Raw genomic sequence first — 13,512 nt, forward strand, 5'->3', positions numbered from 1 at the left:
GGTACTAGAGGTAAAGCGATAGGTGTTCCTACTTAGCCGCGACCTTGGCCGAGGCGTTGCAGCGGGTCAGGTCGTCAGCGTCCAGCGACTTGGTTTCGCCGCCGAAGGCCGAGACGCGGCCCACTTCCTTGGCGAGCGCCTTGCAGGCGGCCGCAGTGAGGGCTCGCGAGGGGGCTTGAGCCGAGACGCACTCGGCGCCCTCGCAGACAAAGACAGCGCCGCCGGCGACGACCTTGGTCTTGGCCGCGACAGGCGCATCCAGCGCAGCGGCGATGCGACCGTCGGCGAAGGCCGAACCCGCGAACATGGAAACAGACAGGGCGGCGACAGCCGCCAGCGAACGGAGCTTCATGTGAGAGCCCTCCGGCTTTGGGGAAGTTGCGGTCAGATCGAGGATCGGTGAAACGCGTGTACTGGCCGCTCGACCCCGGGGATGGCAGCGCCGGTATCCCCACCGGTGCTTCGGGTCCGAACTAAGCATCGCTTAGATATCAGTGATAAGAAATTGCGCAAGCTCAATTTCGCTTGCGCGTCGCATTTTCGGAAAACGCAGGTTTCTAGCGAAACACGGCCCGACTCGCGCGGAAACGGCGAGCCGTTACAGGCCGAGGATGGAGTCGATGCGGCTTTCGGCCTTGGCGTGGATGGCGCGCTCTTCGACCATGCCCTTGGCGCGCGCGTAGCGGCCGTCCTTGCCGACGCGGCGCTGGATGCCCTCGGCGGTGAGAACCGGGCCCGGACCAGCGGGATCGGTAAAGGCGCTCATCACCGCGGCCATGGTCGCGCCGATGAACGCGGCGGCCACCGGCCCGATCGCGCCGACCCAGCCCTCGCCGAAGATGGTCTGCAGACGATCGATCAGCAGCTCGCGGTTCGGCTGCTTCTCCATCACCCCGATCATCCAGAGGACGGAGCCCTCGACGATGGCGGCCAGCAGCACCGGCAGGATCACGCCCAGAACCCGCGGCCGGACGAACAGTCCGAGCGCTGCGCCGATGATCGCGAAGGCGGCCATGGTGATCATGCGCCGAGGATAGACCCGTTCTGGTCAAGGACCGGTTAAGGCCCGTTCCGCAGGGGCACGATTGGCCGGGGCGGGCGGGCGCGCTTTAGTCGCCGCTATTAAAGAGAACAATGCGCGCAGGGAGGCTTGACCATGGACTTCCGACTGTCACCGGAACTTTCGGCCTATCTCGAAGAGCTCGACGCCTTCATCGAGAAGGCGATCGCGCCCCTCCAGGCGCGGGACGACAATCAGCGCTTCTTCGACCACCGCCGCGAATGGGCCCGCACCGACTGGGACGCCGGCGGCCTGCCGCGCCATGAATGGGAGGAACTGCTGGGCAAGGCCCGCAGGCTGGCCGACCAGGCGGGCCACTATCGCTATGCGCTCCCCAAGGCCTATGGTGGCCAGGACGGCACCAACCTTGGCATGGCGGTGATCCGCGAGCACCTGGCGTCCAAGGGCCTTGGCCTCTTCAACGACCTGCAGAACGAGCACTCCATCGTCGGCAACAATCCGTTCGTGCTGATGATCCGCGACTTTGGTCGGCCCGACCAGCAGCACCTGATCGAGGACATGCTGGATCGCGGCGCCTTCCGACCGACCTTTGGCCTGACCGAGCCCGACCACGGCTCGGACGCCACCCACATGGAGACCCAGGCGGTCCGCGAGGAGCGCCATGGCCAGGCGGGCTGGCGGATCGACGGCGAGAAGATGTGGACCACCGGCATGCACGTGGCCACGCATTGCTGTCTCTTCGCCCGCACCAGCGGCCAGGACGGCGACGCCCGGGGCATCACCGCCTTCCTCGTCCCGGCCCACGCGCCGGGGGTGAAGATCGAGGAGTATCTCTGGACCTTCAACATGCCGACCGACCACCCGCGCGTCAGCTTCACCGACGTCTGGGTTCCCGAGAGCGCCATGTTCGGTCCGGAAGGCGGGGGCCTGGCCCTGGCCCAGCACTTCGTGCACGAGAACCGCATCCGCCAGGCGGCCTCGAGCCTCGGCGCAGCCGTCTACTGCATCGAGGAGAGCATCAAGTACGCGCGCGCCCGCAAGCCGTTCGGCAAAGCGCTGTCGGAAAACCAGGCCATCCAGTTCCCAATCGTCGAGCTCTCGACCCAGGTCGAGATGCTGCGCCTTTTGATCCGCAAGACCGCCTGGGAAATGGACCAGATGTCCAAGCCCGAGGTCGAAAAGCGCCTCTCGGACAAGGTGTCGATGTGTAACTACTGGGCCAACCGCCTGTGCTGCGAGGCGGCTGACCGGGCCATGCAGATTCACGGCGGCATCGGCTATTCGCGCCACAAGCCGTTCGAGCACATCTACCGCCACCACCGCCGCTATCGGATCACCGAGGGCAGCGAGGAGATCCAGATGCGCAAGGTCGCCGCCTGGCTGTTCGGATACATGGGTCCGCGCAAGCAGGCCTTCGCGGAAGCCTAGGCCGAGCGCCCTTCGAGGCGCGCCTCGGGATAAGGAGCCTTGTGCGATCCGCGCCGTTATCCTCATCCTGCGGCGTCCGCTCGTAAGCGGGCCTCGAAAGACGCAGGGCGCTGGCCAACATGTCGAAGGTTTAATCCTGCGCGACCTGACGTAGTGTCACCGCCACGCTATCTAACAGCGATATGCGGATATACATGTTCGCATCTGGAGGGCTCTTGATGAACCGTCTCGCCATTTCTCGATTGGGCCGCAACGCCGCGCGCGTCGCCTTGGTCGTCGCCATCCCGGCGACCCTGGCCGGCTGCGGGATCAACACCATCCCCACCCAGGACGAGGCGACCAAGACCGCCTGGGCCGAGGTGCAGAACCAGTATCAACGCCGCGCCGACCTGATCCCGAACCTGGTCGCGACGGTGAAGGGCTATGCGGCGCAAGAAAAGGACGTGCTGACCGCCGTCACGCAGGCCCGCGCCAGCGCCACCCAGGTCAAGGTCGACGCCTCGACCATCACCGACCCTGCGCAGTTCCAGAAGTTCGCCGCGGCGCAGGATCAGCTGTCGGGCGTGCTGGGCCGCCTGATGGTGATCCAGGAGCAGTATCCGGACCTGAAGTCGAACCAGAACTTCCTGGCCCTGCAAAGCCAGCTGGAAGGCACCGAAAACCGGATCACCATCGCGCGGCGCGACTACAACGAGACCGCCCAGAAATACAACACAACCCTGCGCACCTTCCCCAGCCTGCTCTGGGCCAAGACCCTGTACAGCGACCAGAAGCCGGCCCAGCTGTTCCAGGCCACCGCCGCCGCCCAGAGCGCGCCGACCGTGGACTTCTCCAGCCCGCCGACGGCGACGCCGCCGAAGGTTCAGTAGATGCGCCTCCTCCCCCGAGAAACGGGGGAGGGGGACCGCGAAGCGGTGGAGGGGGCGCTCTCCACCGCACCGCGCCCCCTCCGTCACGGCGCGTATCCGCGCCGCGCCACCTCCCCCGTTGCACGGGTGAGGAGCTGGTTCCTAGCGGCGCTGGTCACGCTCACGACCTTCGCCCTGCCCGCGCTCGCAGAGCCGAAATTCCCGCCACTGTCCGGCCGCGTCGTCGACGAGGCGCAGGTGCTGTCGCCGGACGTCGAGCGCGACCTCTCCGACAAGCTCGCGGCGCTGGAGACCCGCACCGGCCACCAGTTAGTGGTGGCGACGGTCAGCAGCCTGCAGGGCTATCCGATCGAGGATTACGGCTACAGACTCGGCCGGACCTGGGGCGTGGGCGACAAGGATAAGGACGACGGCGCGATCCTGCTGGTCGCGCCCAATGATCGGCAGGTTCGGATCGAGGTCGGCTATGGCCTTGAACCCGTCCTGACCGACGCCCTGTCCAGCGTGATCATCCAGTCGGCGATCCTGCCCAAGTTCCGCGACGGCGATATCTCCGGCGGCGTTGTCGCCGGCGCCGACGCCATGATCGAGCAGTTGGGCCTGCCGCCTGAGGAAGCCAAGGCGCGCGTGGCGGACGCCGCGCGTCCCGAGCGTCAAGCAGCGCGCGGCTCGCCCATCGTCGGCTTCCTGATCCTCCTCTTCATCATCTTCGTATTCTCCAGCCTGTTCCGGGGCCGGCGCGGCGGCCTCGGCTCGGCCCTGCCCTGGATTATCCTCAGCGCGCTGAACAACAGCGGACGCGGCGGTGGAGGCTGGAGCGGCGGTGGCGGCGGCGGTTTCTCCGGCGGCGGCGGCTCGTTCGGCGGCGGCGGCAGTTCGGGACGGTGGTGAGATGGCCAAGCGCATGACCCCCAACGATCTCGACCGCATCGCCCAGGCGGTGGCGCAGGCCGAAAAGACCACCGCCGGTGAGATCTTCTGCGTCCTTTCGCCCGAAGTGTCGGACTACCGCGAGACGCCGCTGGTCTGGGCGGCGGCTTCAGCGCTGGTCCTGCCGGCCGGCGCGTTGCTGGCGGGCTTCCGTCCCGAGATGCTGACGCGTCTGTTCGGCGGCTGGAGCGTCGGCCACCAGGCCGCACACGACGGCGCGATCCTGTCGGCGCTGTCGACCTATATCGTGCTGCAGCTGGTCGTATTCGTCGTTGCGGCTCTGGTGGTGTCGATCCCGCCGGTCCGCCGCGCCCTGACGCCCGGCGCGCTGAAGACCGCCCGCGTCAAGCGCGCGGCGATGGAGCAGTTCCTCAGCCACGGCCTGCACGTCACCCGCGACCGCACCGGGGTGTTGATCTTCGCCGCCCTGGCCGAGCACCGCGTCGAGGTGATCGCCGACGAGGGCATCTACAAGGCCGCGCCCAATGCGGTCTGGGATGAGGTGGTCGCCGACCTGGTGGCCGGCCTCAAGCGCGGCAAGATCGCCGACGGCTTCGTCGCCGCCGTCGCCCGTACCGGCGGCATCTTGGCCGCCCACGTCCCCCCGCGCAGCGACGACCGCAACGAGCTCTTCGACGGCCTGACCATCCTGCCCAAACGGTGACGCTAAGGAAGGCTGGCGGAACGCCTCGCCTCGGCGTCATCATCGACGCCCAGGAAGAGGGGAAACGCCATGTCCAACATCGACCCGACCCGCGCGCAGTTCGACGCCTTCAAGGCCCTGCCGCGCGATACGCCGATCCACATGCTGAACCTGATCCGGCTAAAGCCCCTGGCCGAGTATCCGGCGGACCATCCCAATCACGGCAAGGGGATGAGCGGCCTCGACGCCTATCGCGAATATGGCCGCACCTCCGGCCCGATCTTCGAGGGACTGGGTGGGCGGCAGGTGTGGGCGGGCAGCCCCGAGGTGGTGCTGACCGGTCCCAGCGACGAGCGTTGGGACCTGGCCTTCATCGCCGAGTACCCCAACGCCGGCGCCTTCCTGGCGATGGTCACGAACCCGGCGTACCGCGAGCACGTCCAGCATCGCCAAGCGGCGGTGGAGGACTCGCGACTGATCCGCTTTTCGCCCTTCGCGCCCGGCAAGGGCTTCGGCGAGTAACCGCTACTCGGCCGCGAGGGCGAGGGGCGCAGCCTGGGCGCCGCGCACCAGTCGGCCGGGCAAGGCCCCGGTCGGCTCGCCGTCGCGCTGGGTGACGACGCCGGCGACGATCGTGGCGACATAGCCATGCGCGCGCTGGGTCAGGCGACGCCCGCCGGCGGGCAGGTCGTAGGCCACCTGCGGCGCCTCCAGCCTCAAGCCCTCGTAGTCAATGACATTGAGATCCGCGCGGTAGCCTGGCGCAATCAGGCCTCGGTCCAGCAGGCCCACAGCCTGGGCGGTGTCGCGGCTCTGTCGAGCGATCATCGTCTCCAGCGCAATCCTTGAGCCCCGCGTCCGATCGCGGGTCCAGTGGATCAGGTTGCTGGTCGGGAAGCTGCCGTCGCAGATCATGCCCACATGCGCGCCGCCGTCGGAGAGACCCGGCACGGTGTCGCGATGGGTCAGCATGGCGAAGCTGGGGTCCAGCGATCCGTCGGCGTAGTTCAGGAACGGATGGTACAGCATGCCCCGCCCGTCCTGGGCCAGCAGGGCGTCCAGCGCGACGGCGGCCGGGTCGCGACCCTCGCGCGCGGCGATCGCAGCCACCGTCTTGTCTGCCGTCGGCTCGTAGTCCGGATCGGCGCCGCCCATCGGATAGAGGTTGTCCCAGGCCCGCAGCGCGCTGCCGGCGAAGGGCCCCCTGGCGTCGCCGTCGTGGGCCAGCAGCCGCGCGCGGAACGCCGGATCCGACAGGGCCGCGACCTTGTCGGCCAGGGGTTGGTCCTTCAGCTCGGCGAAGACCGGGTTCTGGCTGAACGGATTGAGCGTCAGCTCCAGGCCAAACAGCACCCCGACCGGACGCCCGCAGACCTGCGCCTTCATCGGCAGGCCGGCGTCGACGGCGGCGGCGACCCCGGCGAGGAGGCCGCGCCAGCCTTCAGGGGCCTTGGGGCTCTGGACCAGGGAGAATGACAGCGGCCGTCCGGACCGCTCGACGATCCGCCGCAGCTCGGCCAGCTCGGCCGGCCCATCGATGAAGTCCGACACTACCTGCAGCACGCCCTTGCCGGCGGCCGCCAGGCCCAGCGCGACGCCGGTCAGCTCATCCTCGCCGGCCGTCAGGGTCGGGGTCGGCTGGCCGTCGCTGGTGCGGTGATTGAGGGTGCGCGAGGTTGAGAAGCCCAAGGCTCCGGCCTCGACCGCGCGCCGGGCGATCGCGGCCATGGCGGCGATGTCGGCGTCGGTCGCCGGTTCCCGGTTCGCGCCACGGTCGCCCATCACATAGACCCGCAAAGCCGCGTGCGGCAGCTGGGCGCCGACATCCACGTCGAAGGCGCGGCCGGCCAGGAAATCGAGATAGTCGGGAAAGCTCTCCCAGGCCCAGGGCAGCCCCTCGGTCAGCACGGGAAAGGGGATATCCTCGACGCCTTCCATCAGGCGGATCAGGCGGTCATGGTCATCCGGACGGCACGGCGCGAAGCCGACCCCGCAATTGCCCATCACCACCGTGGTCACGCCGTGGCCGGAGCTGGGGCCAAGCTGACCGCTCCAGGTCGCCTGGCCGTCATAGTGGGTGTGAATATCGACGAAGCCCGGGGTGACGATCCGCCCTCGGGCGTCGATCTCCTCGGCGCCGGCGGCGAGGCCCTTGCCGACCGCGACGATGACGCCGTCCCGCACGCCGACATCGGCCTGAAAGCCCGGCCCGCCCGCGCCGTCGAGCACCACGCCGCCCCGCAGGACCAGATCGTAGGCGCGATCGCCCATGGCCGCCCTCCCGTTATCTTATCGTTGTTCACCAAGGTGCGCCCGGCCGGATGCAGGCGTCAAGAAAAAGGGCGGCCGCCGAAGCGACCGCCCTCCCCCTCTGTTCCAGGCTGTCTACCCCTAGAACGACTTTCTGACCGTCACGCCCATGGTGCGCGGCTGGCCCACGGCGTAGCCCAGGCGGGCGCGACCACCGCGTTCGCGGTCGAACGACAACAGCGCGTTCTCGTCGAACAGGTTGTTGACGTAGAGCGTCAGGTCCACGCCGTCCTGCATCTCCAGACCCGCGCTGAGATTGACGATCTCGTAGCTGGGCAGCTTCAGATTGACGACCGTCGGGACCGTGCCCGTGGCGCCGCCGAAGGCCAGGCCCGAGACGAACGAGCGCGGGTTGTTTTCCTGGTCGCTGGCCTGGGTGAAGCGGCTGCCCACATGCTGCAGCGAGGCCTTCAGGTAGCCGTTGACCCCCTCGCGGACTTCCTTGCTGTAGGTGACGTCGAACGACACCTGGAACTTGGGCACCGACGGCAGGCGGTTGCCTTCACGAATGCCGCCGATCACCGCGCCCGTCCCGTCCTTCACGGTCGAGTCGAACTCGGCTTCCAGCAGGCTGCCCGACAGGCCGATGTCGAGACCCGAGGCCAGACGCGCGGTCAGTTCGGCCTCGACGCCCTTGGTGTGGGCCTTGGGCACATTGAACACCACGCGTGACGAGCACGAGCCGGCGTCCAGGGTGGTCTGCAGGTTGCTGATGTCGGTGTAGAAGGCCGCCGCGTTCAGGGTGACGCGCCCGAACCGCGACTTCACGCCGCCTTCGTAGTTCCACAGCGTCTCGTCGTCATAGTTCTGGTAGCCGCCGAAGATCGCCCGGTCCTGGGCCGAGCACAGCGGGATGTTCAGCGGGTCGTTGACGCCGCCCAGACGGAAGCCCTTCGAGGCCTGGGCGTTGAAGGTGACCGTGTCGCTGGCCTCATAGCTGAGCAGGAAGCGCGGCGTGAAACCGTCCGACGAGGTCTTGTCGGTGCGATTGTCGCCGTTGGCGAACAGGCCGCCCGACTTGAACTGGCGGGTTTCGCTGAAGTCGTAGTAGCGGCCGCCGGCCGTCGCGGTCAGCTTGCCGACCGTATAGTTCAGCTCGCCGAACAGAGCCTTCTGCTTGATGTCGTAGGGCAGGTAGGCGTTGTAGGGCGAGTCCTTGCCAAAGCCGTTGGCGACGGCGGCGGAGGTGCCCGCGCCCAGGACGGCGTCGGTGTAGCTGTCATAGCCGGCGGTCGGCAGGCGTTGGTTGTAGACGCGGTCGACCTTCGAATAGAAGCCGCCGACCACCCATTGCAGCGGGCCGTCGCTGGTCGAGGCCAGGCGCAGTTCCTGGGTGAATTGCTCAAGGTCGGTGGTGTCGCGCAGGTTCGACGGCAGCAGCACCGCCGCCGCTGGATAGCCCAGATCCACCGAGACGCTGCCGGTCAGGGCGCTGGCGTCGCGGCTGACGGTGATGTCGCGGCTGATGAAGCTGGTGACGCTGGTCAGGGTCGCGGCGTCGAACTTGAAGTTGGCGGTCATGTCCGCCAGCAGGGTGTTGTCGGCGAAGCTCTCATCCAGCAGCAGGTAGTGCTGACGTTCGCCCAGCTGGATCTTCGGCCGCGTGGTGGTGTTGGTATTGGCGAAGAGGTTGAAGGTTTCCTGGCGGTTGAAGCCGCCGGCGCGGATCTCCTGGTAGACGACGCGCGGGGTGAAGTTCACCCGCTCGTTCGGCTCGATGTAGAACGACAGACGGCCGCCGCGACGCGTGCCGCCATTGACGTTCTTGTCGACCTTGCCGCCTTCCTTGCGGGCGTCGATGAAGCCGCCGTACTGGGTCAGGTAACCGACGGCGCGCATGGCGACCTTGTCGGAGATCGGGATGTTGACCGCGCCCTTCACGTGACCGCCGAAGGCGTCGCCGTCCACCAGGTTGGCGTTGGCCTCGAACGTGCCCTCCGAGACGCCGAGCTTGGGCTGGTTGGTGATGTAGCGGATCGTGCCGCCCACCGAGCCCGAGCCGAACAGCGTGCCCTGCGGACCACGCAGGGTCTCGACACGGTTCAGGTCAAACAGATCGATGTCGGGCGTGAACAGCGACAGCGAGATCACCGACTCGTCGAGATAGACCCCGACCTGTTCCTTGACGCCGGGCTGGTCGCGGACCACCTGGCCAGCCGAGACGCCGCGCACCGACACCTGGCTCTGGCCGGGGCCGAGGTTCTGGATCGTCAGGCCCGCCACGTTGCGCGAGAGGTCTTCCAGGGTCACCGCGCCCGAGCGCTGGATGTCCTTTTCCGTCTGGGCGTTGATCGAGAAGGGAATGTCCTGGATCGTCGCGTCGCGCTTGGTCGCGGTGACGATGATCTCCTCGATGGCGTTCTGGTCATACTGCTGCGCGGCGGCCACTGACGGCAGCGCCACGAGGCCCGCCCCTAGAAGCGTAGAAAGCGCGCTGGCGCCCAGCAGCGCGCGCGCGCGACCGCGCGACGACACGATGGTCATGATTACCTCCCTGATGTTTTTGGCGTTCTTGGAGCGTGACTCCCGACGCAACGGCAGCGTTCATCCTGCCCCTGACGAAAGTCAACGCCAAACGAAGCGCATTAGAATCAGGGCGTTAGACACGCATAACACTGTGATCACAAAGCCACGCTACGGCCTGTGAAGGGGCGGTTTTCCTTTACGCACGCGTGATCTTTCGCACCGCAACGAGACGGTCTAGGGTGGCCGCAATTCAAACTAACGTTTAACGGGGAGTGCGCCTCTATGCGCGAAGCGGTCATCGTCTCTTACGCCCGCACCGGTCTGGCCAAGTCGGTCCGTGGCGGTTTCAACAACACCCATGGCGCGGCGATGGCCGGCCATGCGATCCAGCACGCGGTCGCCCGCGCCAAGCTGGAAGGCGCGGAAGTCGAGGACGTCGTCCTGGGCTGCGGCGGCCCCGAAGGCGCCACCGGCATGAACGTCGCCCGCAACGCGGCCATGTGGGCCGGCCTGCCGGTCACCACGTCTGGCCAGACGATCAACCGCTTCTGCTCGTCGGGCCTGCAAGCCATCGCCACGGCGGCCAACTATGTCCGCAACGACGGCGCGGAAGTCGCCATCGGCGGCGGCGTGGAATCGATCTCGCTGGTCAACGCCGGCGGCCACATGAACCGCTACCACATCACCGAGGAGAAGCTCCTCAAGACGCACCCGGCGCTGTGGATGGCGATGATCGACACCGCCGACATCGTCGCCAAGCGCTACAACATCGCCCGCGAGTACCAGGATGAGTATTCGCTGCGCAGCCAGCAGCGCATCGCCGCCGCCCAGGCCGCCGGCCTGTTCGACGACGAAATCGTGCCGATGGCCACCAAGATGAAGGTGATCAACAAGGAGACCAAGGAAGAGAGCCTGGTCGACTACGTGGTCAGCAAGGACGAGTGCAACCGCGCCGACACCACCCTGGAAGGTCTGGCCAAGCTGGAGCCGGTCAAGGGTCCGGGCAACTTCGTCACCGCCGGCAACGCCAGCCAGCTGTCGGACGGCGCCGCCGCCGTGGTGGTGATGGAAGCCAAGGAAGCCGCCCGTCGTGGCCTGGAGCCGCTGGGCGCGTTCCGCGGCTTCGCGGTCGCCGGTTGCGAGCCCGACGAAATGGGCATCGGCCCGGTCTTCGCCGTGCCGCGTCTGCTGGAGCGCCACGGCCTGAAGGTCGACGACATCGACCTGTGGGAGCTGAACGAAGCCTTCGCCAGCCAGTGCCTCTACAGCCGCGACCGCCTGGGCATCGACCCGGAGAAGTACAACGTCAACGGCGGCTCGATCGCCATTGGCCACCCCTTCGGCATGACCGGCGCCCGCTGCGCCGGCCACCTCTTGCTGGAAGGCAAGCGCCGCAAGGCCAAGCTGGGCGTGGTGACCATGTGCATCGGCGGTGGCATGGGCGCCGCCGGCCTGTTCGAAATCTTCTGATTTCGATCCGGCCGGATAACGGCGCCCATCCTCAAAGAGATCTGGATCGCTTTACGCGATCCAGAGCGGCGCCGCCGGCCTGTTCGAAATCTTCTGATTTCGATCCGGCCGGATAACGGCGCCCATCTACAAGAGAGGCTTGGATCGCCTAGCGCGATCCAAGGCGGCGCCGCCGGCCTGTTCGAAATCTTCTGATCGATAAATCCCTGTCATCCCGGAAAGCCCAAAGGGCTTTTCCGGGACCCAGGGGCCACAAGCTCAGAGCTCAAGCAAAAAGGGCTCCCGGCGAACCGGGAGCCCTCTGATGTTTTTCCTGCCCAGCAGGGATCAGAACTCTTCCCAGTCCTCGCGGACCGCCACGGCGGCGGAGCCGCGCCCAGGCCTCGCCGACACGGTGGGACGGGGCGCGGGAGCCTCGGCCGGCGGGCGGTAGTTGACGCGAGGCGCGCTTGGCGGCGCGATCGCCGCGCCTTCGGTCACGCGGAAGCGCGCGACCATCTCGGCCAGGGACTTGGCCTCGTTCTTCAGCGAGTGGGTCGCGGCCGTGGCTTCTTCCACCATGGCGGCGTTCTGCTGGACCACCTGGTCCATCTGGTTCACGGCGGTGTTGACCTCATTAAGGCCCGTCGCCTGCTCACTGGCCGAGGCCGAGATCTCCTTGACCAGGGCGTCGATCGACGCGACCTGCTCGACGATCCGGTTCAGGGCCTCGCCCGTCTGACCCACCAGATTGACCCCCGCCCCGACTTGCTGCGTCGAGGTCGAGATCAGGGTCTTGATCTCCTTGGCCGCATCGGCCGAACGCTGGGCCAGGGCCCGGACTTCCTGAGCGACGACGGCGAAGCCGCGGCCCGCCTCGCCGGCGCGGGCGGCCTCGACCCCGGCGTTCAGCGCCAGCAGGTTGGTCTGGAAGGCGATCTCGTCGATCACGCCAATGATCTGGCTGACCTGATTGGAGGACGTCTCGATTTCGGTCATCGCCGAGACCGCCTGGCTGACGATCTGGCCGGACTTCTCGGCGTCGGCGCGGGCGACGGCCACGACCTGCGAGGCCTCCTTGGCGCCGGTGGCGGTCTTGCGGACCGTCGCGGTGATTTGATCCAGAGCCGCAGCCGTCTGTTCCAGGCTAGCGGCCTGCTGCTCGGTGCGGCGCGACAGGTTGTCGGACGCTTGGGAGATCTCGTCCGAGCCGCTGTTCACCCCGCCCGTCGCCACGCCAATCGCCTGGATCGCCTCCTGCATCCGGTCGGCGGCGGCGTTAAAGTTGGTCTTCAAGCTCTCGGTCTTGGGGGCGAACGGCGTCGTGATGCGGTGGGTCAGGTCGCCTGAGGCCATCCGGTCCAGGCCCTCGTTCAACGCGGAGATCGCCACGGCGTCGTGACGCGCGACCTCGGCCTTCTCGGCCTCGCTGGCGGCGCGCTCCCGGTCGGCGGACAGACGCTCTTCGGCAGCGGCGGCCTCGATCCGGACCTTCTCGGCTTCGGAATCCTTGAAGTAGGCCACGGCGGCGGCCATCTGGCCGATCTCGTCCTTGCGGCCGCGCGCCGGCACGTCGACGCTGTGATCGCCGGACGCCAGGCGGCGCATGGCGCTGGTCATGGCGGTGACGGGCTTGGCGATGGCGCCGGTCAGCAGCAGCCCGCCGGCCACGGCGATGCAGGCGGTGATCAGGATGCCCACCGCGAGGGCGAGCGTCGCCTGCGCGTCGGCCCGGTGTTGAGCGGCCGCCTCGGTCGCCAACTCTTCCTCGGCGTTCTTGGTGATCGCCTCGATGGCGTTTTCGACCGGTTCCACGGCCTTGTCGGCGACACCGTCGTTACGGACCAGTTCGACCGCCTGGGGACGGGTGGCCGGATCGGCGCCAAGCGCGAAAGCCGGCTCGATGGCCATCTTGCGATAGTTGGCGTAGGCGGCGTCGACAGCGGCGATCCGCGCCAGATCCGCCTGATCGCCGTCGGCCAGGGCGCGCATGTCGTCCAGCGCCTTCATGAACTTGGGCTTGTGGGCCTCTTCCAGGCGCTTGACGTAGTATTGGTCGCCCGAGAGCAGGAAGCCGCGCAGCGAGTTTTCCTGACGGGTCAGGCGGAAGGCGGCCTGGTCCGCGGCGCGGACCATTTCGTAGGCGCGCTCGGTCCGATGCACCGACTTGGTGAAGCTCACATTATTGGCATAGAGCGCCACGCCCATGAGCATGATCGTCGTGAGCATGACGGCGAACACCGCCATCAGTTTTTGCGAGATCTTCAGGTCGCCAAAGGACACGGCTGGCTCCAAGACTGGTTCGTGGCCGCCAAACCTCGGAGAACAATGCTATTTCTAGCGCAGTCGGATCGGCGGAATTCGCCCTAGTAAATCCGCCCCAACCTCTTTCAGAG

Annotated in this window: 11 protein-coding genes; 6 read left to right on the forward strand and 5 right to left on the reverse strand. The window is 67.4% G+C overall.

The genetic code is table 11. From position 1 onward, the window contains the following. Positions 1-28 precede the first annotated feature (28 nt). Both CA606_RS18175 and CA606_RS18180 read right to left on the reverse strand, forming a co-directional pair. Positions 29-352, reverse strand: a complete 324-nt coding sequence (locus CA606_RS18175) for a CC_3452 family protein (RefSeq protein WP_181242678.1) — start codon at positions 350-352, stop codon at positions 29-31. A 246-nt stretch (positions 353-598) separates the two neighbouring features. Continuing rightward, positions 599-1,015, reverse strand: a complete 417-nt coding sequence (locus CA606_RS18180) for a hypothetical protein (RefSeq protein WP_096053957.1) — start codon at positions 1,013-1,015, stop codon at positions 599-601. 135 nt (positions 1,016-1,150) lie between these two features. Between CA606_RS18180 and CA606_RS18185 the strand changes: the two genes are divergently transcribed. The 5 genes from CA606_RS18185 (at position 1,151) to CA606_RS18205 (ending at position 5,413) form a co-directional block, all read left to right on the forward strand. Further along, the gene (locus CA606_RS18185; RefSeq protein ID WP_096053244.1) at positions 1,151-2,449 is read left to right on the forward strand and encodes an acyl-CoA dehydrogenase family protein; all 1,299 of its coding nucleotides are present in this window, start codon (positions 1,151-1,153) and stop codon (positions 2,447-2,449) included. A gap of 218 nt (positions 2,450-2,667) precedes the next feature. Next, positions 2,668-3,318, forward strand: coding sequence for a LemA family protein (locus CA606_RS18190; protein WP_096053243.1), 651 nt, complete (start codon positions 2,668-2,670; stop codon positions 3,316-3,318). Further along, a complete protein-coding gene (locus CA606_RS18195; RefSeq protein WP_181242679.1) occupies positions 3,319-4,209 on the forward strand; it encodes a TPM domain-containing protein in 891 nt (296 codons plus the stop codon). It begins immediately after the preceding gene. 1 nt (position 4,210) lies between these two features. Further along, positions 4,211-4,912: a TPM domain-containing protein gene (locus tag CA606_RS18200; protein ID WP_181242680.1), complete on the forward strand. Its 702-nt coding sequence runs from the start codon at positions 4,211-4,213 to the stop codon at positions 4,910-4,912. A 69-nt stretch (positions 4,913-4,981) separates the two neighbouring features. Further along, positions 4,982-5,413: a DUF1330 domain-containing protein gene (locus CA606_RS18205; protein ID WP_096053241.1), complete on the forward strand. Its 432-nt coding sequence runs from the start codon at positions 4,982-4,984 to the stop codon at positions 5,411-5,413. A gap of 3 nt (positions 5,414-5,416) precedes the next feature. Here the strand turns inward: CA606_RS18205 and CA606_RS18210 are convergent, their stop codons facing one another. After that, complete coding sequence (locus tag CA606_RS18210) at positions 5,417-7,162, reverse strand: N-acyl-D-amino-acid deacylase family protein (RefSeq protein WP_096053240.1); 1,746 nt, start codon at positions 7,160-7,162, stop codon at positions 5,417-5,419. Positions 7,163-7,282: 120 nt separating this feature from the next. Next, positions 7,283-9,685 carry a TonB-dependent receptor gene (locus CA606_RS18215; RefSeq protein WP_096053239.1) on the reverse strand — a complete coding sequence of 801 codons (2,403 nt, stop codon included), beginning with the start codon at positions 9,683-9,685 and terminating at the stop codon, positions 7,283-7,285. Positions 9,686-9,949: 264 nt separating this feature from the next. On the opposite strand from CA606_RS18215, the gene CA606_RS18220 reads away from it, so the two are divergent. Continuing rightward, positions 9,950-11,137, forward strand: coding sequence for an acetyl-CoA C-acyltransferase (locus CA606_RS18220; RefSeq protein WP_096053238.1), 1,188 nt, complete (start codon positions 9,950-9,952; stop codon positions 11,135-11,137). 327 nt (positions 11,138-11,464) lie between these two features. Here the strand turns inward: CA606_RS18220 and CA606_RS18225 are convergent, their stop codons facing one another. Then, complete coding sequence (locus tag CA606_RS18225) at positions 11,465-13,399, reverse strand: methyl-accepting chemotaxis protein (RefSeq protein WP_096053955.1); 1,935 nt, start codon at positions 13,397-13,399, stop codon at positions 11,465-11,467. Positions 13,400-13,512 lie beyond the last annotated feature (113 nt).

The sequence above is a fragment of the Caulobacter vibrioides genome, from assembly GCF_002310375.3.
GTDB classification, from domain to species: Bacteria; Pseudomonadota; Alphaproteobacteria; order Caulobacterales; family Caulobacteraceae; genus Caulobacter; species Caulobacter vibrioides_D.

Coding starts and splice junctions, on each gene's coding strand:
- CA606_RS18175 (WP_181242678.1), bottom strand. CDS start 352: ATGAAGCTCCGTTCGCTGGCGGCTGTCGCCGCCCTGTCTGTTTCCATG.
- CA606_RS18180 (WP_096053957.1), bottom strand. CDS start 1,015: ATGGCCGCCTTCGCGATCATCGGCGCAGCGCTCGGACTGTTCGTCCGG.
- CA606_RS18190 (WP_096053243.1), top strand. CDS start 2,668: ATGAACCGTCTCGCCATTTCTCGATTGGGCCGCAACGCCGCGCGCGTC.
- CA606_RS18195 (WP_181242679.1), top strand. CDS start 3,319: ATGCGCCTCCTCCCCCGAGAAACGGGGGAGGGGGACCGCGAAGCGGTG.
- CA606_RS18200 (WP_181242680.1), top strand. CDS start 4,211: ATGGCCAAGCGCATGACCCCCAACGATCTCGACCGCATCGCCCAGGCG.
- CA606_RS18205 (WP_096053241.1), top strand. CDS start 4,982: ATGTCCAACATCGACCCGACCCGCGCGCAGTTCGACGCCTTCAAGGCC.
- CA606_RS18210 (WP_096053240.1), bottom strand. CDS start 7,162: ATGGGCGATCGCGCCTACGATCTGGTCCTGCGGGGCGGCGTGGTGCTC.
- CA606_RS18215 (WP_096053239.1), bottom strand. CDS start 9,685: ATGACCATCGTGTCGTCGCGCGGTCGCGCGCGCGCGCTGCTGGGCGCC.
- CA606_RS18220 (WP_096053238.1), top strand. CDS start 9,950: ATGCGCGAAGCGGTCATCGTCTCTTACGCCCGCACCGGTCTGGCCAAG.